This is a genomic window from Brevundimonas intermedia, assembly GCF_004614235.1.
GTDB lineage: Bacteria > Pseudomonadota > Alphaproteobacteria > Caulobacterales > Caulobacteraceae > Brevundimonas > Brevundimonas intermedia_A.
On the sequence record NZ_SPVH01000007.1, the window covers coordinates 289,082 to 312,680 of the forward strand.

The window sequence follows — 23,599 nt, forward strand, 5'->3', positions numbered from 1 at the left end:
GCGTTGACGCCCGTCCCGCTGGTTATTCTCGACGAGATCGACTCGACCAACGCCGAGGCGCGCCGCCTCGCCGAGGCCGGTGAGGCAGGCCCGCGCTGGATCGTGGCTCGCCGCCAGACCGCCGGTCGCGGGCGTCGCGGGCGGAAATGGGAAAGCGATCAGGGCAATCTGGCCGCAACCCTGCTGGTCACCACACCCAAGTCGGCGGCCGAGGCGGCTCAGGCCACCTTCGTCGCGGCGCTGGCCGTCGCCGACCTGCTGGACGTGTTCGTCTCGCCGGCCCTGGTGTCGATCAAATGGCCCAATGACGTCCTGCTGGACGGGGTCAAGGTCTCCGGAATCCTGGTCGAGTCCGGCGCTCATGCGAACGGTGATCTGTGGCTGGCGGTCGGCATCGGCGTGAACCTGGCCCATGCGCCCGAAGGCACCGAACGTGGCGCAACCTCCATCGCCGCTCGCCTGCGCGCCGATCTGGCCTATGTCCCGCCCATCGAGGCCGCCGCCGAGATTCTGGCCGAGACCTTCGCCGTCTGGTGGGGGCGCTGGCAGACGTTGGGCTTCGAGCCGGTTCTGGACGCCTGGACCAGCCGGCTGACCGGGCTGAACGGGCCGTGCACCGCGCGTCTGGACAACGAGACGCTGGAAGGCCTGGCCGAGGGTGTGGAGCCTGACGGTGCGCTGCGCCTGCGTTTGGCCGATGGTTCGGTGCGCCTCATCTCTGCGGGCGACGTGTTTTTCGGCAAGGCCGCCTGATGCTTCTGGCGATCGAACAGGGCAATACCAATACGCTGTTCGCGGTTCACGACGGCTCGGACTGGATCGCCCAATGGCGCGCCGCGACCGAGGCCAGTCGCACGGCCGACGAATACGCCGTCTGGCTGAACCAGCTGATGGTCATGAAGGGGCTGGAGTTCGCCGCCCTCACCGGCTGCATCATTTCCAGCGTCGTGCCGCAGTCGATCTTCAACCTGCGCAATCTGGCGCGGCGTTACCTGAACATCGAACCCCTAGTCATCGGCGAGAACGCCGAACTGGGCATAGAGGTGCGGATCGCCAAGCCCAGCGAGGCCGGCGCCGACCGGCTGGTCAACGCTGTCGGGGCGTCGCTGATGTATCCCGGCGACCTGCTGCTGATCGACAGCGGCACGGCGACGACATTCGACATCGTGTCCGCTGACGGCGCGTTCGAAGGCGGTCTGATCGCGCCCGGCATCAATCTGTCGCTGCAGGCGCTGCACGAGGCGGCGGCCAAACTACCCCGCATCGCCATCCAGAAACCCGAACACGTCATCGGCAAGGGCACGGTCGAGGCCATGCAGTCCGGCGTCTTCTGGGGGTATATTTCGTTGATCGAAGGCCTGGTCCAGCGCATCAAGACGGAATGGGCGCAGCCCATGACCGTCATCGGCACCGGCGGCGTCGCCAGCCTGTTCGAAGGCGCGACCGACAGCATCGATCACTTCGATCCCGACCTTACTATTCGCGGCCTCCTCGAAATCTGGCGTCGTAACGCCCATTTGACTGATTGAATGAAAAAGCAAAACCAAGACGAACTCGTTTTCCTGCCTCTGGGCGGCTCCGACGAAGTCGGTATGAACCTGAACGCCTACGGCTTCGGCCCGGCGGACAATCGTGAATGGCTGATCGTCGATGTCGGCGTCACCTTCGGCGACCTGTCCACGCCCGGCGTGGACGTGATCGTGCCCGATCCCGCCTTCCTGGAAGGCGAGAACATCAAGGGCATCATGCTGACCCACGCGCACGAGGATCACATCGGCGCTCTCGGCTGGCTGTGGCCGCGCATCAAGGCGCCGGTCTACGCCACCCCCTTCACCGCCTATCTGATCAAGGACAAGCTGCGCGAGCGGGGCATCTTTGATGAGGTCCAGGTGATCGAGGTGCCGCTGGGCGGGACTGTGGACGTGGGTTCGTTCGGCGTGACCTTCGTCAACATGAGCCATTCGATCGCCGAGCCGAGCGGCCTGGCCATCGACACCCCTCTGGGCATGGTGTTCCACACCGGCGACTGGAAGATCGACGACCAGCCGATCATCGGTGAAAAGACCGACGCCCCCGCCATCCGCGCCCTGGGCGACGAAGGCGTGCTGGCCATGGTCTGCGATTCGACCAATGTCTTCGTGCCGGGCGTCGCCGGGTCCGAAGGCGATGTGGCCGTGGCGATCGCCAAACTGATCGGCAGCCTAAAGGGCCGGGTCGCTGTGGGCTGTTTCGCCTCCAACGTCGCCCGGATGGACAGCGTCATCCGCGCCGCCGAGGCCTGCGGTCGTCGCGTGTCGCTGGCCGGCCGCTCGATGCACAAGATCACGGCGGCCGCCAAACACGTTGGCATGTTGCAGGACGTGAAGCCCTTCCTGTCGGACGAAGAGGCCCGCGTCTGGCCCGCCGACCAGATCCTGTATCTGTGCACCGGCAGCCAGGGCGAGGCCCGTGCGGCCCTGTCGCGCGTCGCCGACGGCACCCACCCGGTCGTGAAGCTGGGCCTGGGCGACCACTGCATCTTCTCGTCGCGCCAGATCCCCGGCAACGAACTGGCTATCGGCAATCTGCAGGACCGTCTCGCGGACCGGGGCGTGCGCCTCTACACCGAGAAGGATCACCCCGGCATCCACGTCTCGGGCCACCCGTGCCGGGACGAACTGAAGCAGATGTACGACTGGGTCCGGCCGCAGATCGCCGTCCCGACCCACGGCGTGCGCCGCTTCCTCCTGGAACACGCCAACCTGGCCAAGGACATCGGCATCAAGGAGACCGTCACGCCGCGCAACGGCGACATGGTCCGCCTGGCGCCTGGCCCGGCCAAGATCATCGACGAGGTGCCTAGCGGCCGCCTGTACGTCGATGGCGGCATGCTGGTGACCGAACAGGGCGAGGCCCTGAAGGAGCGTCGTCACGCCTCGACCAACGGCGTTCTGATCGTCAGCTTCGCCCTGGACAAGCGCGGTCGCATCGCCAGTGACATCGACATCCGCAGCGTCGGCTTGCCCGGCGACACCGGCACGCCCCTGGGCGACGCGCTGGACAAGCTGGCCGAGCGGGTCGAGCAGGTGATCAAAGGTCTGAAGGGCGACGCTCTGGACGACGAGATGGTCATCGAACAGGCTGTGGCTCGTGTGCTGAAGAAGGCCAGCCAGCAGATCTGGGATCGCCGTCCCATCGTCGAGACCGTGGTCCTCCGGGTCTGATGCAACCTTGACCGTTCGGGCGCATTCCCTGCGCCTGAATGGTCGGGGGAACCCATGTCTGACAAACCCACCCGCGTGCGCCGCCTGCTGGAACGGGTGCGTCATGCCCGGCATCCGCTGCACGGCTGGCGGCGCTGGGTGGTTATCGTGGGGCAGGGGATGGTCGGCTTCGTCGCCCTGTTCGCCGCCGTCAATCTGGTGCTCAGCCTGTCGACGTTCCGGGGCGAAGATCCGTTGTCCCGCACGGTCCATGAACTGCGCGTCCTGTGGTTCAGTCCGCCGGACGGGGCGCCCATGTCGCCGACCGCCTTTCCCACCGTCTATGGGCGCGACCTTGGGCCGGCGCCCGACACCGTCGCCATCCACGCCTTCCTGGAGCGCGAGGCCGAGGACGGCGTCTTCCTGCTCGACCATGTGATGGTGGATCGGATCCTGAAGCTGAATGGCCGGATCGATGCGCGCAGCGTGCCGTCAGGCGTCTATGTCGGCGCCCACGCCCTGGGGCCGGACGATATGCCTTTGGTGCCGGTGACCAAGTTCATGGCGCAATATCTGTTGTTTCCCCGTCACGCCTATATTCTGGTCGTGCCGGAAAGCGGGCCGGCCATCGCCTTTTCCGCCAGCCAGAACGCCAAGTTCGGCATCGACACCCACCCCGAACGCCTGTCCGCCGAGATCGCGCCGTTCGACCCGAACGCTTACGACTTCCCCAGTTCGGGCGAGGCGCTGCACGAGATGACCCGCATCACCAACGACCCCGCCCGTGTCGCCACCGCCGTCGAAATGCTGAAGGGCGCGCAGGCGCGACTTGCGACCGAGGGGCTGACCTATGGTCTCCTGGCGCCGAACTCTAACACCGCTGTCGGCTGCGTGCTGCAGGGGGCGGGGGCGATCACCCAGCAGGCGCGATCGTCCATCCTGTTGGCCCTTCGTGCGCCGGGGTTCGGGGCGGAATGCGAATAGCGGTCGCGACAATCGGCTCAACTCGGATATATCCACGCAAATGGCCGAGCGACTCTTCCTGTTGAACCCCGACTGGCACGACGATCAGGGTGGACCGTGGTTCTGCCCGCCCGGCGCCTATATCGAGGGGGTGCTGGCCTTCTATCCTCAGCTTCGCGACGCGCTGGAGGTGGTCTATCTGGACCATCCGCGCCCACGCCAGCCGGTCATCGACCAGGTCGGCGAGGCGCATCAGAGCTGCCCCATCTTGATCCTGGACGGCGAACTGGATTGGCCCGAGGCCGAGGTCAGCGAAACGACCGGCCGTCGGTTCCTCCAGGATCACGCCATCGCTCCCTATCTGGCGGCCCGCTACGGCGTCGGCCGGCCCCATCCCTAGAGGTCCGTCATGCCCATCGGCGTCTTCACCATGGTCGGCATCTACATCATCGCCTGGTGGACGGTGCTGTTCGCCGTGCTGCCGTTGGGCACGTCGCGTGAGACGCACGAGCCGCCGACCGACGGCACGCAATGGGGGGCGCCCACGACCCCGAACCTGAAGAAGAAGTTCGTGACCACCACCTGGGTCTCAGCCCTGGTCTGGATCTTCGTCATGGTGCTGATCTTCACCGGTTGGCTGCCCTTGCCGAACTTCGCCAACGGCCCGGCCGTCTAAACCGCAACCCGGCCTAGCTTTCGCCCCGGTCCAGCGGCTAAAGCCTTGTTCCGTCTCTACGCCTAGGATTTCCCATCATGCGCCTGTCGCGCTTTTTCCTGCCCACGCTGAAGGAAGCCCCTTCGGACGCCCAGATCGTCTCGCACCAGCTGATGCTGCGCGCCGGCATGATCAAGCAGGAGGCCGCCGGCATCTATGCTTGGCTGCCGCTGGGCCTGCGGGTGCTGCGCAAGGTCGAGCAGATCGTGCGCGAGGAGCAGCAGCGGGCCGGGGCGGTCGAACTGCTGATGCCGACCCTGCAACTGGCCGACCTGTGGCGCGAGAGCGGCCGCTATGACGCCTATGGCCCCGAGATGCTGCGCATCACCGACCGGCACGAGCGCGAACTTCTGTATGGGCCGACCAACGAGGAGATGATCACCGACATCTTCCGCGCCTATGTGAAGTCCTACAAGTCGCTGCCGCTGAACCTGTTTCATATCCAGTGGAAGTTCCGCGACGAGCGCCGGCCCCGCTTCGGCGTCATGCGCGGTCGCGAGTTCCTGATGAAGGACGCCTATTCCTTCGACGTGGACGAGGCCTCGGCCCGCAAGGCCTACAACCGCATGTTCGTCGCCTATCTGAACACCTTCGCCCGCATGGGTCTGAAGGCCGTGCCGATGCGCGCCGACACCGGCCCCATCGGCGGCGACCTGAGCCACGAGTTCATCGTTCTGGCCGAGACGGGCGAGAGCGCGGTCTTCTGCGACAAGGCCCTGGTCGAAATGCCCGCGCCCGGCGCGGATGTGGACTGGGACGATCTTCAAGCCATCGTCGATGAGCGCACAGCGCTTTACGCCGCGACCGAGGAAATGCACGACGCGGCCCAATTCGAGGCTCAGACCGCCGAGGGCGACCGCCTGTCGGCGCGCGGCATCGAGGTCGGCCACATCTTCTATTTCGGCACGAAATACTCCGCCCCGATGAAGGCCAAGGTCGCAGGACCTGACGGCCAGGACGCCGAGGTCCATATGGGCAGCTATGGCGTCGGCGTGTCGCGCCTGCTGGGCGCCATCATCGAGGCCAGCCATGACGAGGGTGGCATCATCTGGCCCGACGCCGTGGCCCCGTTCGACGTGGTCGTCATCAATCTGCGCGCCAATGACGCCGCCGTCTCGGCCGCCTGCGAGGACGCGGTCGCCCAGCTCGAAAAGGTCGGCAAGGACGTGCTGTACGACGACACCGACGAACGGCCGGGCGGCAAGTTCGCCACCGCCGACCTGATCGGCGTGCCGTGGCAGCTGACCATCGGTCCCAAGGGCCTGGCCGACGGCGTGGTCGAGCTGAAGCGCCGCGCCACCGGTGAGAAGGTCTCCGTGCCGCTCGCCGAAGCCATCGAAAGGCTGACCACTTGAGCCTGCCGTCCCGTCCTTCCGGCGCCTTCTCCTCGTGGGAGATCGGCCTGGCCCTCCGTTATCTCCGCGCCAAGCGCAAGGAGGGCGGCGTCGCCACCATCGCCGTGATCAGCTTCATCGGCATCATGCTGGCCGTCGCCGTGCTGATCAGCGTCATGAGCATCATGTCCGGCTTCCGCAGCGAGCTGCTGGGCCGGATGCTGGCCTTCAACGGGCACATGTATGTGCAGGGCGCGGTCCTGACCTCGCCGGATCGCGAAGCCGCGCTGAAGCGGATTCAGGCCGTGCCGGGCGTCGCCAGCGCCAGTCCGCTGAACGAGGCGCAGAGCCTGATCCGCGTCGGCGGCTATACGACCGGCGCCATCGCCAAGGGCATCCGTCCCGAAGACCTGGCCAAGACCCAGTATGTGTTCGACAGCCTGACGCCGCAGGAGCGCGCCGGCTTCGGCAAGGGCCCATACGGCGGCGACCGCATCCTGGTCGGCGCTGCCCTGGCGACCTCGATGGGACTGCGCGTCGGTGATCCGGTCACCCTGTATTCGCCTACCGGCGCCGACAGCGCCTTTGGCAATCTGGGCGGGCTGGAGAAGACCTATTTCGTCGGCGGCTTGTTCCGCTCGGGCGCCGCCGACTACGACCGCGCCTTCATCTTCATGCCGCTGGAGCAACAGCAGCTCTTCTTCGGCAAGGAAGGCGTCTGGGACGCCATCGAGATCAAGGTCGATGACCCCGATCAGGTCGGCGCCCTGACCGCCGCCATCCGAGATGCGGCCGGCCCCGGCGCGGTCGTCAGCGACTGGCGCGAACGCCTCGCCGCCTTCTATGGCGCGCTGAAGGTCGAGCGGGTTGCCATGAGCATCATCCTGGGCCTGGTCGTCGCCATCGCCGCCATGAACATCATCTCCGGCATCGTCATGCTTGTGAAGAACAAGGGCCGCGACATAGCCATCCTGCGCACGATCGGGGCCAGTCCGTCGTCCATCCTGCGCGTCTTCTTCATGGCCGGCGCCATGATCGGCGTGGCGGGCACCATCGCGGGGTTGGTGCTGGGGCTGCTGTTCTGCTGGAACATCGGCTCGATCCAGCACTTCCTGGAGTTCGTGCTTCAGACCAAACTGTTCGATTCCGACGTCTATATGCTGGACGCCATTCCGGCCCTGGTCGATCCGGCCGACGTCGCCTGGGTGACCTTCTGGTCGCTGTTGATGAGCTGTATCGCCAGCCTGCCGCCGTCCTGGAACGCGTCTCGCATCGATCCCGTGGAGGCGCTCCGCTATGAGTAAGGCTCCGATCCTGTCGGTGCGCGGCCTGACCCGCACCTATGACACCGCCCAGGGCGGTCTGACCGTGCTGAAAGGCGTCGATCTGGACGTGTTTCCGGGCGAACTGGTCGGGCTGATCGGTCCGTCGGGTTCGGGCAAGTCGTCCCTGCTGCACGCCGCAGGCCTGTTGGAAAAGCCGACCAGCGGCACGGTCGCCATCGACGGCGAACAGGTGGGAAATCTGGACGAGCGCGCCCGCACGCGCCTGCGGCTGGGCCGGATCGGCTTCGTCTATCAGTTCCACCATCTGCTGCCCGAGTTCGATGCGCGCGACAACGTCGCCCTGCCGATGCGGATCGCGGGGCTGCCACAGGACGAAGCCCGAAAACGCGCCGAGGTCACCCTGAAGGCCCTGGGCCTGGGCGAGCGCCTGACGCACCAGCCGGCTCAGTTGTCAGGCGGGGAACAGCAGCGGGTCGCCATAGGCCGGGCTCTGGCCAATGGGCCGCGTCTGCTGCTGGCCGACGAACCGACCGGCAATCTGGATCCGACCACCAGCCAGTCCGTGTTCGAAGCCCTGCGCGACCTGGCCAAGAACACAGGCGTCGCCGCCCTGATCGCCACCCACAATATGGAGCTGGCCGGCCATATGGACCGCGTCTTCGCCCTGAAGGACGGTCATCTGGAAGAGCGCGCGGCCCAAAGCCACGCATATTGAGCCAGGCGTACTGAAATCAGCTGACGGCGGCGTCGCCCCAGATCGCCCTCAGGCGTTCGGGGCGGCGGCAACCGACCCGATAGGCCTGATAGCTGGCGGCGTGTCGCTTGGCGTAGTCCTGATGCTCCGCCCCCGCCGGCCAGAAGCGCTGAACGCCGACGACCGGCGTGGTGAAGCTCGTTCTCAAGATACGCATGGCCGCATCGCGTGAGGCGACGGCGTCTGCGCGCTGGGCGCCCGTGGCGAAAACGGCGGCCCGATAGGACGGCCCCTGATCGCAGAACTGACCGTTGGGATCGGTCGGATCGATGGTGCGCCAGTAGCGATCGACCAGGGCGCGATAGCTGACGACCTGCGGATCGAACGTGACCTGCACGGCTTCCATATGACCCGTGCGGCCTCGCACCACCTGTTCGTAGGTCGGATTGGCGGTATGGCCGCCGACGAAGCCGGACACCGCTGAACGCACGCCGGGCAGGTCGTCGAACGCCTTTTCCTCGGACCAGAAACAGCCGCCCGCGAAGATGGCTGTTTGAAGCGCCGGCGTCGTCTGGGCCTCGGCCGGGCGGGGCAGGGGTGCGCCGAGCGCCAGCACCCCGATGGTCAGGGATGCGAGCGCGGCGAGCGTGGTGCGATTAGACATCGGTCGATCTCCCTTTCCACTCACTACGACGGCGTCGGTCGAATGGTTTCAAACACGATGGTTGACGAGAACAAAAAGCCAACATAGAACATTAGCGGAACATATCGGATTGGTGGGAGACAATGTCATGCCGCGTTTGATGAGAGATATGCTGTCGCTGGCGTCGTGCGGGGGCTTCGTGCTGATGGTCTGGACCGTAGCGATCAACGTCACCGGCGCCTGAGGTCAGACGAATTAGACGGATTAGACGGTGTTTTTGCCGATGACCGTCTGAAGTCAGTGATCCACAGCCCATCCGCCCGAGAGCGGGTTTGCGATGGTTGATCGCCGCCCGATATGAGAGTCAGGGCGGACTAGGCCGCGAATGAGCGGGCCGGCGGTCGGAGAAGGCATTGAGCGAGCCGGTGAACAGTCAGGGTTTCGTCCATCTGCGGGTCCGCTCGGCCTATTCGCTGCTGGAGGGCGCGATCAAGGCCGCCAAGGTCGGCAAGCTGGCCGCCGATGCGGGCATGCCGGCGGTCGGGGTCGCGGATCGGGCCAATCTGTTTGGCGCGCTGGAGTTCAGCCAGACGGCCAAGGAGGCGGGCGTCCAGCCTCTCGTGGCCTGCGCCCTGCCGGTGTTCGGCATCGGCGGCCAGATCAAGGCCCGCTGGGCCAAGGTTCCGACAGTGGTGGTGCTGGCTCAGAATACCGCCGGGTGGCTGAACCTGTGTGCGCTGTCGTCGTCAGCCTATCTGGATGCGGGCGAGATGGCCGAGCCGGGTGTGTCCTGGGAACAGGTCGTCGCGCGTTCCGAAGGATTGATCCTGCTGTCCGGTGGCCCGGACGGCCCGGTCGATCCGCTGTTCGCCCAAGGCAACAAGGCCGAAGGCGCCGCGACCCTGGCGGCCATGAAGGCGGCCTTCGGCGACCGCTTCTATGTCGAGCTTCAACGCCACGGGCTGGATGACGAGAAGCGGGCCGAGCCGGGTCTGGTCGAATGGGCATACGCCAACGATACGCCAATGGTCGCCACGAACGACGTCTATTACGCCAAGGCGGCGCAGGCGAAGTCGCACGACGCCCTGCTGTGCATTGCCGACGGCGCTTTCACCGGCCAGGAGGATCGTCGCCGGATCACCGGCGAGCATTGGTTCAAGCCGGCCGCCATCATGCGCGAACTGTTCGCCGACCTGCCCGAGGCCTGCGAGAACACCATCGACATCGCGCGCCGTTGCGCCTTCCTGGTCAACACCCACGCTCCCATCCTGCCGCGGTTCGACACCGGGGCAGGGCGGTCCGAAGCCGACGAACTGGCGCATCAGGCGCGCGAAGGGCTGAAGGTCCGCCTGACCGAGGTCGCTCCGGCCTTTCCCGAGGCGGAATACTGGAGCCGTCTGGAATGGGAGGTCGGGATCATCCAGCAGATGGGGTTCCCGGGCTACTTCCTGATCGTGGCGGACTTCATCAAATGGGCCAAGACCCATGGCATCCCCGTGGGGCCTGGGCGGGGCTCGGGCGCCGGGTCCTTGGTCGCCTGGTCCCTGACCATCACCGATCTGGACCCCCTGCGGTTCGGCCTGCTTTTCGAACGGTTCCTGAATCCCGAGCGGGTCTCCATGCCCGACTTCGACATCGACTTCTGCCAGGAGCGGCGCGAGGAGGTGATCGACTACGTCCAGGACCGTTACGGCAAGGACCGGGTGGCCCAGATCATCACCTTCGGCACCCTGCAGGCGCGGGCCGTGCTGCGCGACGTGGGCCGGGTGCTGCAGATGCCGCTGGGTCAGGTGGACCGGCTCTGCAAGATGGTGCCGAACAACCCGGCCGCGCCCGTCACCCTGGCCCAGGCCATCGAGCTTGAGCCGCGTCTGAAAGAGGCGAGGGACGCCGAGCCGGCGGTTCGCACCCTGCTGGAAACGGCGCTGGAGCTGGAGGGGCTTTACCGCAACGCCTCGACCCACGCCGCCGGCATCGTCATCGGCGACCGGCCGCTGACGGAACTGGTGCCGCTCTATCAGGATCCGCGCTCCACCATCCCGGCGTCCCAGTTCAACATGAAATGGGTCGAGCCGGCGGGTCTGGTGAAGTTCGACTTCCTGGGCCTGAAGACCCTGACCGTGCTGGACCGGGCGCGCGCCTATCTGGAACGGCGCGGCGCCGCGCGGGACTGGAATACGCTGCCATTGGACGACGCGCGCACCTATGAGCTGATGGCCTCGGGCCAGACGGTCGGGGTGTTCCAGCTGGAATCCCAGGGCATGCGCGACACCCTGCGCAAGATGCGTTGCGGCTCCATCGAAGAGATCACCGCCCTGATCTCGCTATATCGGCCGGGGCCGATGGAGATGATCGACACCTACATCGACCGCAAGTTCGGCCGAGCCGAGGTCGACTATCTGCACCCCAGCCTGAAGGAGGTGCTGACCGAGACCTATGGGGTCATCATCTACCAGGAACAGGTGATGAAGATCGCCCAGATCCTGGCGGGCTACAGCCTGGGCGAGGCCGACCTGTTGCGGCGCGCCATGGGCAAGAAGAAGAAGGAGGAGATGGACTTCCAGCGGGCGCGCTTCATCGCAGGCGCGCTGGAAAAGATTGTGCCCGAGGCTCAGTCCGGCTCCATCTTCGATCTGGTGGCCAAATTCGCCGGCTACGGCTTCAACAAGTCGCACGCCGCCGCCTATGCGCTGATCTCCTTCCAGACGGGGTGGCTGAAGGCCAACCAGCCGGTGGAGTTCTTCGCCGCCTCGATGAGCCTGGACCTGTCGAACACCGACAAGCTGGCGGTCTTCTATCAGGACGCGCGACGGTTCGAGGTGCCGGTGCTTTCGCCCGACATCAACCGGTCGTCGGCCGACTTCGACGTGGCCTTCGACGACGACAAGGGGGCGGTGCTTTACGCCCTGGGCGCGATCCGCAACGTCGGCCTGGAGGCGATGAAACACGTCATTGAGGTGCGCGAGAGCGGCGGACGTTTCGCCGACATCTTCGACTTCCTGGAACGCGTCGATCCGCGCAGCGTCAACAAGCGTGCGCTGGAAGGTCTCGCTAAGGCCGGCGCCTTCGACAGCATCCACCCCAACCGGCGTCAGTTGCTGGAACAGGCCGATGTGCTGATGGCCTATTGCCAGAGCGTGGCCGCCGAGCGCGCCTCGTCCCAGGTCAGCCTGTTCGGCGGCGATCAGGCCCACGCCGGCCGCCCGCGCCTGAAGACGGTCGAACCTTGGGTCGGGCCGGAACGGCTGGATCACGAACTGTCGGCCGTCGGTTTCTATCTGTCCGGTCACCCGCTGGACGAGATGACTTCGGCCCTGAAGCGCAAGCGCGTCACCTTCGTCGCCGAGGCTATTTCTCTGGCCGAGGCCGGCCACGAGGCCTTCCAGATGGCCGGGGTCGTGCGTCGCAAACAGGAGCGGGCCAGCGCGCGCACGGGCGAGAAGTTCGCCTTCGTCACCTTCTCGGACCCCACGGGCGAGTTCGAATGCCTGTTCCCGCCCGAACAACTGCGCAAATGCCGCGAAGTGCTGGAGCCCGGCGCATCGGTCATGGTGCGGGTGCGCGCCAAGTCGTCGGAAGGGGAGGTGCGTTTCTTTGGCGATGACGCCTCGCGCATGGACAACCTTCTGGACGACGCCAACATCGGCCTGCGCATCCACGTTTCGGCGCGCAGCGCGGACGCCGAAGCGCTGAAGGCCCGGCTGGAGCGCGCCCGCTCCGGCGCCATCGGCAAGGGTGGCGAAATCTCCCTGGTCGCCTCGTTGGAAGGCCGCCAGGAGGTCGAGGTCAAGCTTCCCGGCCGCTACCGTCTGGACGGCGCCCTGCGTGGCGCGCTGAAGTCCGCGCCGGGCGTGGTGATGCTGGAGGACGCCTAGATCGCCACAGGCTTGGGTATGGTCAAGCTATTGATATTTCGGAACCTCACGGGTGCGTGATGGGTTTGGTCAGTCCATAGGGAGACTGTTCCAATGAAATATCTCGCCATCGCCAGCGTCGCCTCGCTGGCCCTTCTCGCCGCCTGCAACCAGGGTGGCGACAGCGCCGCCCAGAACACCAGCGAAGCCGTCAACGCGACCCAGGACGCCACCTCCGGCGTCGTCGGCCAGACCTCCGCCATGACCATGGGCGCCAACACGGTCGACGGCTTCGTCACCGGCCTGGGCACCGGCAACATGTATGAGCTGGAAGCCGCCAAGATCGCCGCCGCCAAATCCACCAACGCCGACGTCAAGGCGCTGGCCGCCATGATCACCAAGGATCACACGGCTGCGGGTGAGAAGCTTGGAACGGCGGCGGCCGCTGCGCCCAACGTCGCTATCCCGACCGCTCTGGACGAGCGTCGCAAGGGTCTGATCGACAATCTGAACGCCGCCACGCCGGGCGATTTCGACAAGGTCTATCTGGACCAGCAGGTCGCCGCTCATAATGAGACCCTGACGCTGCTCAACGGCTTTGACGACAATACAGACGCGCCCGCGCTCGCGACCCTGGCTCGCGAACTGATCGCGCCTGTCACGGCCCATCGTGACCGCGCCCAAGCGCTGCTTGATGCGATGAACTAGCGAAAGCCGTCTATCGATCTTGGAAAGGCGGTCCCGAAAGGGGCCGCCTTTCTTGCGTTTGGCGAGGCGACGCTTGCTATTGCGGCCCATCCGGCCTACACGGCCCCCGCATTTCGCAACGCGGGTGAGGCGCGTCTCTGGGAGAAATCCTGAGACGCACCATTCCGAGGGTCGTCGGACCTTTAATCCCCCGCGCCACGTTTGATCGGAAAAAGGACTGAACGATCATGGCTTTGCCAGAATTCTCGATGCGCACCCTGCTTGAAGCAGGCGCTCACTTCGGCCACCAGACGCACCGCTGGAACCCGAAGATGGACCGCTACATCTTCGGCTCGCGCTCGAACATCCACATCATCGACCTGTCGCAGACGATGCCCCTGTTCCACCAGGCGCTGGTGGCCGTGCGCGAAGTCGCCGCTAAGGGCGGCCGCGTCCTGTTCGTCGGCACCAAGCGCCAAGCCGCAGAGCCGGTCGCCGAAGCCGCCAAGCGCTGCGCCCAGTACTACATGAACAACCGTTGGCTCGGCGGCACGCTGACCAACTGGCGCACCGTCTCGGGCTCGATCGCCCGTCTGCGCGAACTGGAAGGCATCCTTGAGAACGGCGGCGAAGGCCGCGTCAAGAAGGAGCTGCTGAACCTGGAGCGCGAGAAGGACAAGCTGGAATTGTCGCTGGGCGGCATCAAGGATATGGGTTCGATTCCGGACATCATGTTCGTGATCGACACCAATAAGGAAGCGATCGCGATCCAGGAAGCCCGCAAGCTGAACATCCCGATCATCGCCATCCTGGACACCAACTCGGATCCGGACGGCATCACCTATCCGGTCCCCGGCAACGACGACGCCGCCCGCGCCATCCAGACCTACTGCGACCTGATCGCCGACGCCGTCCTGGACGGCCTGGCCGCCGGCGCCTCCGCCTCGGGCGTGGACCTGGGTGCTGCGATCAATCCGGAAGAGCCCATGCTGCGTGAAGCCTCGACCCCTGTCGAAGCCGACGCCGCTCCGGCCGGCACGGAATCGGTCGCCGCCGAGCTGGAAGACGCTGCTGAACCGGCTGTCGCCGACGAAGCTGCGCAAGCCGCCACTTCGGAAGCGAACGACGCCGTCGAAACCGAGAAGGCCGCAGTCTGAGACTGTCCCTTGGCCTTCCCGCGTTAAGGTGAAGGCCGTGCGTTGAACTGACACACGGCCGGGCTAAATCAGCCCGGCCGTTCCCACATACGAAATCCCCCAAGGAGAAGAACATGGCCGAGATCACTGCCGCCCTCGTGAAGGAACTTCGCGAGCGTTCGGGCGTCGGCATGATGGACTGCAAGAAGGCGCTGGTCGAAAACGACGGCAACATCGAAGCATCGATCGACTGGCTGCGCGCCAAGGGCCTGTCCAAAGCCGCCAAGAAGGCCGACCGCGTCGCCGCTGAAGGCCTGGTTGCCGTCGCGTCCAAGGAAGACGGCAAGGGCGAAGTCGCCGCCGCCATCGAGTTCAACGCGGAAACCGACTTCGTCGCCCGCAACGAACTGTTCCAGAACGCCGCCAAGTCGTTCGCCCAACTGGGTCTGGACCACCACTCGGTCGAAGCCCTGCACGGCGCCGAACTGGAAGCCGGCAAGACGGTCCAGGACGAAGTGACCAACATGATCGCCACCATCGGCGAGAACATGCAACTGCGCCGCGCCGCCCGCCTGTCGGTTTCGGAAGGCGTCGTCTCGACCTACGTCCACAACGCGGTTTCGCCGGGCGTGGGCCGTATCGGCGTGCTGGTGGCTCTGGAAGGCGAGGGCGACAAGACTGCGCTTCGCGAACTGGGCCGCAAGATCGCCATGCACGTTGCAGCGACCGCTCCGCTGTCGCTGAACACCGACGACCTGGACCCGGCCGCCATCGAGAAGGAACGCACCGTTCTGACCGAAAAGGCCAAGGAAGAAGGTCGCCCGGAAGCCATGATCGCCAAGATCGTGGAAGGTCAGATCAACAAGTTCCAGAAGGACGTGGTGCTGTCCAAGCAGCCGTTCGTCATGGATCCGGACGTGACCATCGAACAACTGGTCGCCAACTCGGCCAAGGAACTGGGCTCCTCCAACCTGCACCTGGCCGGCTTCGTCCGCCTGGCGCTGGGTGAAGGCGTCGAGAAGGTCGAAGGTCCCGACTTCGCGTCGGAAGTCGCCTCCATGATGGGCGGCAACTAAGAAATCTTCCCCTCATTCGTGAGGGTTTTGTATCAGAAGGGCGCGTTCGGCTTTGATGGCCGGCGCGCCTTTCGTCTATAAGAAGTCGCCTGATTCAATGGCGCCGCAGTCAAACGGACCTTCCCGCATGCCCGACGCCACCTCGACCTTCCGCTACAAACGCGTCCTGCTGAAGGTTTCCGGCGAGGTGCTGATGGGCGATCAGTCGTTCGGCGTCGATATGAAGACGGTGGATGCGGTCGCCAAGGCCGTCGCGGACGTGGCGGCGGAAGGTGTCGAGATCTGCCTGGTGATCGGCGGCGGCAACATCTTCCGCGGCCTGTCCAAGGCCGCGGCGGGTATGGAGCGCTCACAGGCCGACTATATGGGCATGCTGGCGACCATCATGAACGCCCTGGCGATGCAGTCAGCGCTGGAGAAGATCGGCGTCTCGACCCGGGTACAGAGCGCCATTCCCATGGCCGCCATCGCCGAACCGTACATCCGCCGTCGCGCCCTGCGTCATCTGGAAAAGGGCCGTGTCGTGATCTTCGCCGCCGGCGTCGGCGCGCCCTTCTTCACGACAGACTCGGGCGCGGCCCTGCGCGCCGCCGAAATGGGCTGCGACGCCTTGCTGAAGGGCACCAGCGTGGACGGCGTCTATACCGCCGACCCCAAGAAAGACCCGACCGCCACCCGCTATGAAACCCTGACCTATCAGGACGTCCTGGCCAAGGACCTGCGGGTCATGGATGCCTCGGCCATCGCCATGATGCGCGACACGGGCATACCGATCGTGGTCTTCTCCATTCGGGAAGAAAACTCGCTGCGCCGGACCCTGACCGGCGAAGGCACGTTCACGGTCATTCAGGACGTCGCTTGAACGTCTGCGTGACCAGGAAAGACAAGAGAGACCAAGACCATGGCAAAGCCTGAACTGAAGACCTATCGAGACCGCATGGAGCGGTCGGTCACCGCCCTGAAGGAAGAGTTCAGCGGCCTGCGCACCGGACGCGCCAATGCGGGCCTTCTGGAGCCTGTGCGGGTCGAGGCCTATGGCTCGGCGTCGCCGCTGAGCGCCGTCGCCGCCATCAGCGTGCCCGAGCCGCGCATGATCAGCGTCAATGTCTGGGACAAGGGCATGGTCGTCGCGGTCGAAAAGGCGATCCGCAACGCCAACCTGGGCCTGAACCCCATCGTCGACGGCCAGACGCTGCGCATCCCTGTGCCGCCCCTGACCGAGGAACGCCGCAAGGATCTGGTCAAGCTGGCCGGCAAATACACCGAGCAGCAGAAGATTTCGGTCCGCAACGTCCGTCGCGACGCCAACGACGACCTGAAGAAGGCCGAGAAGGCCGGCGAGATCAGCCAGGACGAACAGAAGAAGATGGAGACCGAGGTTCAGAAGGAAACCGACGCGGCCATCAAGCGCATCGACGAGGCCTTGAAGACCAAGGAACAAGAGATCATGCAGGTCTAGTCGAAACGGCTTGGCCCTAAAGGGATCACACCACAGATGACGGCAGACAGCGCCGCGCCTTCAGGCCAAAGCCCAAAGGAACGGGGCCCGGATGGGCCTCGCCATGTCGCCATCATCATGGACGGCAACGGGCGCTGGGCGCAGGCACGCGGCCTGCCGCGGGCGCTGGGCCATCGCGAGGGCGTGCAGGCCTTGAAGCGCACGATCCAGGCGGCGCCGGACCTGGGCATCGACTGTCTGACCGTGTTCGGCTTCTCGACCGAGAACTGGAGCCGACCGGAAGACGAGGTGTCGGACCTGATGGGGCTGGTGCGGACCTATGTCGCCAGCGATCTGGCGCGCCTGACCAAGGCGGGTGTGCGCCTGAAGATCCTGGGCCGTCGCGAAGGCCTGCCTGCAGACATCGCCGCCATCATCGAAAGAGCCGAGGCCCAGACGGCGCATAACGACCGCTTTCTGCTGCAGGTCGCCTTCAACTATGGCGGACGGGCCGATCTGGTGGACGCCGCCCGTCGCCACATGGAGCGGGTGCTGGCTGGCGAAACGGTCGAGCCGATCACCGAGGCGGTCCTGACCTCGGGGCTGGCGACGGCGGGTTCGCCGCCGCTGGACCTGATCGTCCGCACGTCCGGCGAGCAGCGCCTGTCGAACTTCCTGCTGTGGGAAGCCGCGTATGCGGAACTGGTGTTCCAGGACATTCTGTGGCCCGACTATGGACCCAAGGCGCTGGCCGAGGCGATCTCGACCTTCGGTCAACGTGATCGTCGCTATGGCGGCCGTGTGGTCGCGCCTGAGCGCGCGACGGCCTGATGGCGGTCAAGGGGCGTGACATTGCGTTGAGGGCCGCTTCCGCCGCCGTGCTGGCGCCGGCTGCTGTCGCTGCGACCTGGTTTGGAGGCGTTTGGTTCCTGGCGCTGGTCGTCGTCGCCGCCGTCGTTCTCGCTTTCGAATGGGGCGCAATGAGCGCGCCAAGAGCGCCGCGCCCGATCGGCTTGGCCGTCGCTCTTGCAGTCGTAGCCTCCGTCGTCAGCGCCTACTTCGGCGTCATGTCGGTGGCTTTTGTCACCCTGGTATTCGGCGCCGCGGCTGCAGGCCTGCTCGCCCGCAAGCGCGGACAACAGGCGGTCGATGCCGCCTACGGCGTGCTTTATCTCGGCTGGCCTTCAATCCTGCTGATCTGGCTACGGGACGGCGAGAGCCCGGTGGGTCTCCATTGGACGGCGCTGGTCTTCGCCGTGACCTGGTCGGCGGATATTCTGGCCTATCTGGCAGGGTCTACGTTCGGCGGTCCCAAGCTTTGGCCGCGCTATTCGCCCAACAAGACTTGGTCGGGCTTCATAGGCGGTATCCTGGCGGGGGCGGTGGCCGGCGCCGCCATGACTGCGTGGTTCGACATGGGCCGGCTTACCATATTCTGGGGTGCGATTCTGGGGCTGGCGGCGGCGCTGGCGACCATGGCCGGCGACCTGTGGGAATCGGGCCTGAAGCGTCGGTTTGGGGTCAAGGACGCGGGCAATACCATTCCCGGCCATGGCGGGCTGTTGGACCGAGTTGATGGCCTGATGTTCGCCGTCGTCGTGGTCGCGGCCGGACGGTTGATCGTCCTGTTGCTGGAGCGCGGCGCGTGATCCGGCGTCGCGTCACGGTCCTGGGCTCGACTGGATCGGTCGGCGCCTCGACGCTGGACCTGATGGCTCAGGCCGAAGCAACGGGCACAGGCGTTTTCGAGGTCGAGGCGCTGACCGGCGGGGCGAACATCGCCAAATTGGCCGAACAGGCGCGGCGCTGGCGTCCGAAACTGGCGGTCACGGCCGATCCGGCGCGACTGGACGCGTTGCGAGACGCCTTGGCAGGAACGGACATCGCGGTCGCCGCCGGCGACGCCGCCATCGTCGAGGCTGCGACGCGGCCGGTCGATTGGATCATGGCCGCCATCGTGGGTGCGGCGGGACTGAAGTCGGCCTGGGCGGCGGCGGCCACCGGCGCGACCCTGGCGCTGGCCAACAAGGAAAGCCTGGTCTGCTGCGGCCCGGCGCTGATCGAGCGGGTCAAGCGGGCAGGGGGGCGGCTGATTCCGGTCGATTCCGAGCATTCGGCCATCTTCCAGGTCTTTCCCGCCGACGCGCCCGAGCAGGTGTCCAGGCTGATCCTGACCGCATCGGGCGGGCCTTTCCGACAGACCCCGCGCGACCAGATGACCGGCATCACGCCCGAACAGGCGGTGGCGCATCCGAACTGGAGCATGGGAGCCAAGATTTCGGTCGATAGCGCCACCATGGCCAACAAGGGCCTGGAGATGATCGAGGCGGCCTATCTGTTCGATATGCCGCAGGAGCGAATCGACGTGGTGGTGCACCCCGAATCGATCATCCACAGCCTTGTGGAATATGTGGATGGTTCGACGCTGGCCCAGATGGGGCCGCCGGACATGCGTACGCCCATCGCCTGCGCCCTGGCCTGGCCTGACCGGATCGCCTGGCCGGCGCCCAGGCTGGACCTTGCGGCCCTGGGGCGGCTGACCTTCGAGGCGCCCGATCTGGCGCGCTTCCCGGCTCTGGATCTGGCCCGTCAGGCGTTGAAGGCGGGGGGCGCGACGCCCGCCGTGTTCAATGCGGCGAATGAGGTCGCGGCCTTCGCATTTCTTGACCGCAAGCTGGCCTTTCTCAATATTGCCGCAGTCGTCGCCGAAACCCTTGAGCGTGCGACGAAAGCGGGGATGGCTTTCGGTTCTGGAGACGCCTGCGGCGCGGCCCTGTCGGTCGATGCCGAAACGCGTCGAATGGCCGAAACCGTTATCGCCGGTCTTGCGAACGCGGCCTGATAGCAGGCCAGGGGAGACGATTTTCGAATGCTGGGCGTCCTGGGTCAGGTCCTGATCTCAATCGCCTCGTTCCTGCTGGTGCTGACGTTCATCGTCACCATCCATGAACTGGGTCACTTCCTCGTCGCGCGCGCCTTTGGCGTGAAGGTGGATCGTTTCGCGGTCGGCTTCGGCAAGGCCTTGTTCAGCCGCACCGATCGCCACGGCATCGAATGGCGGCTGGGTTGGCTGCCGCTTGGCGGATATGTGAAGTTCTCCGGCGACCTGGACGCGTCCAGCGTGCCGGATAGGGCAGGGCTGGACGAACTGCGCCAGCGTGTGGTCGCCGAGCGCGGGCCGGGCGCCGAGCGCGACTATTTCCACTTCAAGCCCGTGTGGCAGCGCGCGTTGATCGTCGCCGCCGGGCCCATCGCCAACTTCATCCTGGCCATCACCATCTTTGCGGTCGTCTTCATGGCCGTGGGCGTGTCGTTGCGCCCTGCCCGCGTGGCTCAGGTTCAGGCGGGATCGCCCGCCGCCGCCGCCGGCTTCCAGGTCGGCGATTTGATCACCGACGTGAACGGCAAGCCCATCAAGGACGGTAGCGCGGTGACGCGCACCGTCATGCTGTCCACCGGCGATCCCGTCCGCTTCACCGTCGAGCGCGCTGGACGGCCCGTCGAACTGGTCGCGACGCCCGAACGCCGCGAAGAGAACGATCCTATCGCGGGACGCGTCAAGGTCGGCCGCATCGGTCTGGGCCTTGGGTCGTCGGCCGGCGATGTGCGCCATGTCCGCTATGGCCCGGTCGGCGCCGTGGTCGAGGGCGTGCGCCAGACCGGCGACGTGATCGGCTCGACCCTGACCTATCTCGGGCGTCTGGTGACCGGTCGCGAGTCGGGCGATCAGTTCAGCGGACCGCTCGGCATCGCCAAGGCGACGGGGTCTCTGACGACCGCCGCGGTCGAGGCCAATCCGGCCCCCGGCGCCATCGCGATCAACCTGATCCTGACCCTGACAACCTTGGCCGCCATACTTTCGATCGGAATCGGCTTTCTAAACCTTCTTCCCATCCCGATCCTCGACGGCGGGCATCTGCTTTTCTACGGCTACGAAGCCGTGGCCAGGCAGCCTGTGTCGGCGCGGTTCCAGGAGATGGGCTATCGTGCAGGCCTTGCGCTTTTGGCGGGATTTATGTTGTTCGCGACGTGGAACGACCTACAGAAGCTCAACCTCTTCCAATTCCTCGGCGGGCTCGTCTCGTGAGCCGACGCCAGCCCCCGATGGTTTCCCGAATGAATGACATGACCTCTCGCGCCGCCGTCCGACTCAGCGCCCGTTCCAGCCTGCTGGCTCTGGCCGTCGCCGCCGGCCTCGGCGCGCCTGCGCTGGCCCAGACCGCACCCGCGACGGCGCCCGCCACGCCGGCCCCTGCGCCGGCTCAGACCGCGACGCCCCAAGCGCCTGCCGCCGGCGCCGAGCCACGCGTCGAGATCGCTGCGCCGCAGACGATCACGATCAACCGCATCATCGTGCAGGGCGCCCAGCGGATCGATCAGACGACGGTCCTGTCGTATCTGCCGATCCGGCCCGGCGACGCGGTGGACGCCTCGGTGCTGGACGTCGCCGTGCGCACCCTGTCGCGCACCGGCCTGTTCGCCGACGTTCAACTGGGCATCCAGAACGGCGACCTGATCGTTCAGATCGTCGAGAACCCGATCATCAACCAGGTGGTGTTCGAGGGGAACAAGGCGCTTTCCCAGGACAAGCTGACCAAGGAAGTGACGCTGGCGCCGCGCGGCATCTATACCCGCGCCAAGGTGCAGGAAGACGTCGGCGCCATCGTCGAGCTGTACCGCCTGCAGGGACGGATTTCCGCGACCGTGACGCCCAAGCTGGTTCAGCTGGAGCAGAACCGCGTCGATGTGATCTTCGAGATCAACGAAGGCCCGCAGACCGGCATCAGCGCGATCAACGTCCTGGGCAACGACGCTTTTTCTGATCGCGACGTGCGCGGCGTGATGGTCACCGAGAAGTCCACGTGGTGGAAGTTTTTCTCCAACAACGACAACTACGACCCCAACCGCCTGGAATACGATCAGGAGCAGCTGCGGAAGTTCTACACCAACCGCGGCTTCTATGATTTCCGTGTCGTCTCGTCGGTCGCCGAGCTGCAGCCGGACGATCAGGCGTTCCAGCTTACGCTGACGTTGAATGAAGGCGACAAGTACAACTTCGGCGAGGTCAAGGTCGTCACCCAGAACGACCGACTGAACGCCGACTTCCTGCAACGTCTGATCCCGATCCGCTCGGGCGATCTGTACGAAAGCGACAAGATCGAGCAGGCGGTCGACGCCCTGACGTTCGCTGCGGGTTCGGCCGGTTACGCCTTCGTCGAGATCAACCCGACCTACAAGGCCAATCCAGACACGGACACGGTGGACGTGACCTTCAACGTGTCGGAAGGCCAGCGAGTCTACATCGACCGCATCAATGTGGTGGGCAACACCCGCACCATCGACCCGGTCATCCGTCGAGAACTGCTGCTGACCGAGGGCGACGCCTTCAACCGCGCCTTGATGGAGCGGTCGCGCAACAATCTGCGCGCGCTGGGCTTCTTCAAGGACGTGACGGTCGAGGAAACGCGCGGCAGCGCGCCGGACCGTTCCGTCATCAACGTCAACGTCCAGGAACAGCCGACCGGCGAACTGTCCGTCGGCGCCGGCTTCAGCTCGGTCGACAGCTTCACCGTCAACCTGGGCATTTCCGAGCGGAACTTCCGCGGACGCGGCCAGAACGTCGTCGCGCGTCTGGAATGGGGTTCGCTGCGCCAGCAGGTGGACTTCCGCTTCACCGAGCCCAAGTTCCTTGGCCGTGACCTGCGGGCCGGCTTCGACGTCTTCCACTCGCGTTACGACCTCAGCGAATATTCGTCGTACGACTATCGTTCGACCGGTGCGGGCCTGCGTCTGTCCTATCCGCTGAATGGCAACATGCTGCTCAGCACCCGCTACTTCCTGAAGTCTGACGAGATCATCGTGCCGACCGGCTATTGCGCTGGTGCAGGCCAAGGGTCGTCGGCGCTGTGCGATCAGGTCGGCAGCTACATCAACTCGTCGGCCGGCTACACGCTGCAGGTTAACTACACCAACGACCCGGTCCGCCCGACGCGCGGCTGGGCGGGCTCGCTGCGTCAGGATCTGGCGGGTCTGGGCGGCGACGTGAACTATGTGAAGACCGAGGCCGACGCCAGCTGGTACTATGGCTTCACCCCAGCCTGGATCGTCAGCGTTCAGGGCTCGACCGGTTATGTCAGCGGCTGGAACGGCGACCCAATCCGCATCAACGACCGCTTCTTCAAGGGCGGCAATAGCTTCCGTGGTTTCGAGACGGCCGGTATGGGGCCGCGCGACCTGACCACGACCGACGCTCTGGGTGGAAACTTCTACGCCATCGGCACGGTCGAGCTGACCCTGCCGAACTATCTGCCCGAGCAGTACGGGATCAAGACTTCGCTGTTCGCCGATGTGGGCACGCTGGGCGTGCTGGATGACCGCTACAAGCTGACATCGACAGGCACGGTGAACACCAATATCGCCGACGAGCTGTCGCTGCGTGCTTCGGCGGGCATCAGCATTCACTGGAGGTCGCCGATGGGGCCGATCCGCTTCGACATCTCCAAGGTTCTGTCCAAGGAAGACTACGACAAGACGGAATCCTTCCGCTTCTCGACCTCCACCCAGTTTTAATCGCGGCTTTTTCGACCGCAC

At 65.6% G+C, this 23,599-nt stretch carries 21 protein-coding genes; 20 read left to right on the plus strand and 1 reads right to left on the minus strand.

Going from position 1 to position 23,599, the window contains the following annotated elements:
• Positions 1-3: 3 nt before the first annotated feature.
• The 9 genes from EGY25_RS15405 to EGY25_RS15445 all read left to right on the plus strand — a co-directional run bounded on the left by EGY25_RS15405 (position 4) and on the right by EGY25_RS15445 (position 8,195).
• Positions 4-753, plus strand: coding sequence for a biotin--[acetyl-CoA-carboxylase] ligase (locus EGY25_RS15405; RefSeq protein ID WP_135195891.1), 750 nt, complete (start codon positions 4-6; stop codon positions 751-753).
• Positions 750-1,529, plus strand: coding sequence for a type III pantothenate kinase (locus EGY25_RS15410; RefSeq protein WP_135195892.1), 780 nt, complete (start codon positions 750-752; stop codon positions 1,527-1,529). Before EGY25_RS15405 ends, EGY25_RS15410 begins: the two co-directional genes overlap by 4 nt.
• On the plus strand, positions 1,530-3,203 hold the full coding sequence (locus tag EGY25_RS15415; protein ID WP_135195893.1) for a ribonuclease J: 1,674 nt from the start codon (positions 1,530-1,532) through the stop codon (positions 3,201-3,203).
• A gap of 54 nt (positions 3,204-3,257) precedes the next feature.
• Complete coding sequence (locus tag EGY25_RS15420) at positions 3,258-4,166, plus strand: hypothetical protein (protein ID WP_135195894.1); 909 nt, start codon at positions 3,258-3,260, stop codon at positions 4,164-4,166.
• Positions 4,167-4,206: 40 nt separating this feature from the next.
• Positions 4,207-4,545: a DUF3088 family protein gene (locus tag EGY25_RS15425; protein WP_135195895.1), complete on the plus strand. Its 339-nt coding sequence runs from the start codon at positions 4,207-4,209 to the stop codon at positions 4,543-4,545.
• A gap of 9 nt (positions 4,546-4,554) precedes the next feature.
• A complete protein-coding gene (locus tag EGY25_RS15430) occupies positions 4,555-4,821 on the plus strand; it encodes a DUF1467 family protein (protein WP_135195896.1) in 267 nt (88 codons plus the stop codon).
• Positions 4,822-4,898: 77 nt separating this feature from the next.
• Positions 4,899-6,215, plus strand: a complete 1,317-nt coding sequence (gene proS / locus EGY25_RS15435) for a proline--tRNA ligase (protein ID WP_135195897.1) — start codon at positions 4,899-4,901, stop codon at positions 6,213-6,215.
• On the plus strand, positions 6,212-7,498 hold the full coding sequence (locus EGY25_RS15440; RefSeq protein WP_135195898.1) for a lipoprotein-releasing ABC transporter permease subunit: 1,287 nt from the start codon (positions 6,212-6,214) through the stop codon (positions 7,496-7,498). The genes proS and EGY25_RS15440 overlap by 4 nt, the downstream gene beginning before the upstream one ends.
• Positions 7,491-8,195, plus strand: coding sequence for an ABC transporter ATP-binding protein (locus tag EGY25_RS15445; protein WP_135195899.1), 705 nt, complete (start codon positions 7,491-7,493; stop codon positions 8,193-8,195). The genes EGY25_RS15440 and EGY25_RS15445 overlap by 8 nt, the downstream gene beginning before the upstream one ends.
• 16 nt (positions 8,196-8,211) lie before the next feature.
• Here EGY25_RS15445 and msrA read toward each other — a convergent pair whose 3' ends face one another.
• On the minus strand, positions 8,212-8,838 hold the full coding sequence (gene msrA, locus EGY25_RS15450) for a peptide-methionine (S)-S-oxide reductase MsrA (protein WP_135195900.1): 627 nt from the start codon (positions 8,836-8,838) through the stop codon (positions 8,212-8,214).
• 392 nt (positions 8,839-9,230) lie between these two features.
• Here msrA and dnaE point away from each other — a divergent pair, with 392 nt between their 5' ends.
• From dnaE to bamA, 11 genes are all read left to right on the plus strand, one after another.
• Positions 9,231-12,692: a DNA polymerase III subunit alpha gene (gene dnaE, locus EGY25_RS15455; protein ID WP_135195901.1), complete on the plus strand. Its 3,462-nt coding sequence runs from the start codon at positions 9,231-9,233 to the stop codon at positions 12,690-12,692.
• A 93-nt stretch (positions 12,693-12,785) separates the two neighbouring features.
• Positions 12,786-13,379: a DUF4142 domain-containing protein gene (locus EGY25_RS15460; RefSeq protein ID WP_135195902.1), complete on the plus strand. Its 594-nt coding sequence runs from the start codon at positions 12,786-12,788 to the stop codon at positions 13,377-13,379.
• Between the two features lie 227 nt (positions 13,380-13,606).
• Positions 13,607-14,515 carry a 30S ribosomal protein S2 gene (gene rpsB, locus EGY25_RS15465; protein WP_135195903.1) on the plus strand — a complete coding sequence of 303 codons (909 nt, stop codon included), beginning with the start codon at positions 13,607-13,609 and terminating at the stop codon, positions 14,513-14,515.
• A 113-nt stretch (positions 14,516-14,628) separates the two neighbouring features.
• Entirely contained in the window at positions 14,629-15,570 is a 942-nt protein-coding gene (gene tsf, locus EGY25_RS15470) for a translation elongation factor Ts (RefSeq protein ID WP_135195904.1), read from the plus strand.
• Positions 15,571-15,697: 127 nt separating this feature from the next.
• A complete protein-coding gene (gene pyrH / locus EGY25_RS15475) occupies positions 15,698-16,432 on the plus strand; it encodes a UMP kinase (protein WP_135195905.1) in 735 nt (244 codons plus the stop codon).
• Between the two features lie 39 nt (positions 16,433-16,471).
• A complete protein-coding gene (frr, locus tag EGY25_RS15480; protein WP_135195906.1) occupies positions 16,472-17,029 on the plus strand; it encodes a ribosome recycling factor in 558 nt (185 codons plus the stop codon).
• Positions 17,030-17,065: 36 nt separating this feature from the next.
• Positions 17,066-17,839 carry a polyprenyl diphosphate synthase gene (gene uppS / locus EGY25_RS15485; protein ID WP_135195907.1) on the plus strand — a complete coding sequence of 258 codons (774 nt, stop codon included), beginning with the start codon at positions 17,066-17,068 and terminating at the stop codon, positions 17,837-17,839.
• Positions 17,839-18,657: a phosphatidate cytidylyltransferase gene (locus EGY25_RS15490; protein WP_135195908.1), complete on the plus strand. Its 819-nt coding sequence runs from the start codon at positions 17,839-17,841 to the stop codon at positions 18,655-18,657. Before uppS ends, EGY25_RS15490 begins: the two co-directional genes overlap by 1 nt.
• The gene (dxr, locus tag EGY25_RS15495; protein ID WP_135195909.1) at positions 18,654-19,850 is read left to right on the plus strand and encodes a 1-deoxy-D-xylulose-5-phosphate reductoisomerase; all 1,197 of its coding nucleotides are present in this window, start codon (positions 18,654-18,656) and stop codon (positions 19,848-19,850) included. The genes EGY25_RS15490 and dxr overlap by 4 nt, the downstream gene beginning before the upstream one ends.
• Before the next feature lie 27 nt (positions 19,851-19,877).
• Entirely contained in the window at positions 19,878-21,095 is a 1,218-nt protein-coding gene (locus EGY25_RS15500; RefSeq protein WP_135195910.1) for a M50 family metallopeptidase, read from the plus strand.
• Positions 21,096-21,124: 29 nt separating this feature from the next.
• Positions 21,125-23,578, plus strand: coding sequence for an outer membrane protein assembly factor BamA (gene bamA / locus EGY25_RS15505; RefSeq protein WP_135195911.1), 2,454 nt, complete (start codon positions 21,125-21,127; stop codon positions 23,576-23,578).
• The last annotated feature ends 21 nt before the right edge of the window (positions 23,579-23,599 follow it).

Excerpts from the sequence above, each read along its gene's own strand:
- EGY25_RS15430 (WP_135195896.1), top strand. The coding sequence starts at position 4,555 with ATGCCCATCGGCGTCTTCACCATGGTCGGCATCTACATCATCGCCTGG.
- EGY25_RS15500 (WP_135195910.1), top strand. The coding sequence starts at position 19,878 with ATGCTGGGCGTCCTGGGTCAGGTCCTGATCTCAATCGCCTCGTTCCTG.
- bamA (WP_135195911.1), top strand. The coding sequence starts at position 21,125 with ATGAATGACATGACCTCTCGCGCCGCCGTCCGACTCAGCGCCCGTTCC.
- EGY25_RS15425 (WP_135195895.1), top strand. The coding sequence starts at position 4,207 with ATGGCCGAGCGACTCTTCCTGTTGAACCCCGACTGGCACGACGATCAG.
- uppS (WP_135195907.1), top strand. The coding sequence starts at position 17,066 with ATGACGGCAGACAGCGCCGCGCCTTCAGGCCAAAGCCCAAAGGAACGG.
- EGY25_RS15490 (WP_135195908.1), top strand. The coding sequence starts at position 17,839 with ATGGCGGTCAAGGGGCGTGACATTGCGTTGAGGGCCGCTTCCGCCGCC.
- proS (WP_135195897.1), top strand. The coding sequence starts at position 4,899 with ATGCGCCTGTCGCGCTTTTTCCTGCCCACGCTGAAGGAAGCCCCTTCG.
- pyrH (WP_135195905.1), top strand. The coding sequence starts at position 15,698 with ATGCCCGACGCCACCTCGACCTTCCGCTACAAACGCGTCCTGCTGAAG.
- EGY25_RS15420 (WP_135195894.1), top strand. The coding sequence starts at position 3,258 with ATGTCTGACAAACCCACCCGCGTGCGCCGCCTGCTGGAACGGGTGCGT.
- EGY25_RS15415 (WP_135195893.1), top strand. The coding sequence starts at position 1,530 with ATGAAAAAGCAAAACCAAGACGAACTCGTTTTCCTGCCTCTGGGCGGC.
- tsf (WP_135195904.1), top strand. The coding sequence starts at position 14,629 with ATGGCCGAGATCACTGCCGCCCTCGTGAAGGAACTTCGCGAGCGTTCG.
- frr (WP_135195906.1), top strand. The coding sequence starts at position 16,472 with ATGGCAAAGCCTGAACTGAAGACCTATCGAGACCGCATGGAGCGGTCG.
- EGY25_RS15445 (WP_135195899.1), top strand. The coding sequence starts at position 7,491 with ATGAGTAAGGCTCCGATCCTGTCGGTGCGCGGCCTGACCCGCACCTAT.
- msrA (WP_135195900.1), bottom strand. The coding sequence starts at position 8,838 with ATGTCTAATCGCACCACGCTCGCCGCGCTCGCATCCCTGACCATCGGG.
- EGY25_RS15460 (WP_135195902.1), top strand. The coding sequence starts at position 12,786 with ATGAAATATCTCGCCATCGCCAGCGTCGCCTCGCTGGCCCTTCTCGCC.
- rpsB (WP_135195903.1), top strand. The coding sequence starts at position 13,607 with ATGGCTTTGCCAGAATTCTCGATGCGCACCCTGCTTGAAGCAGGCGCT.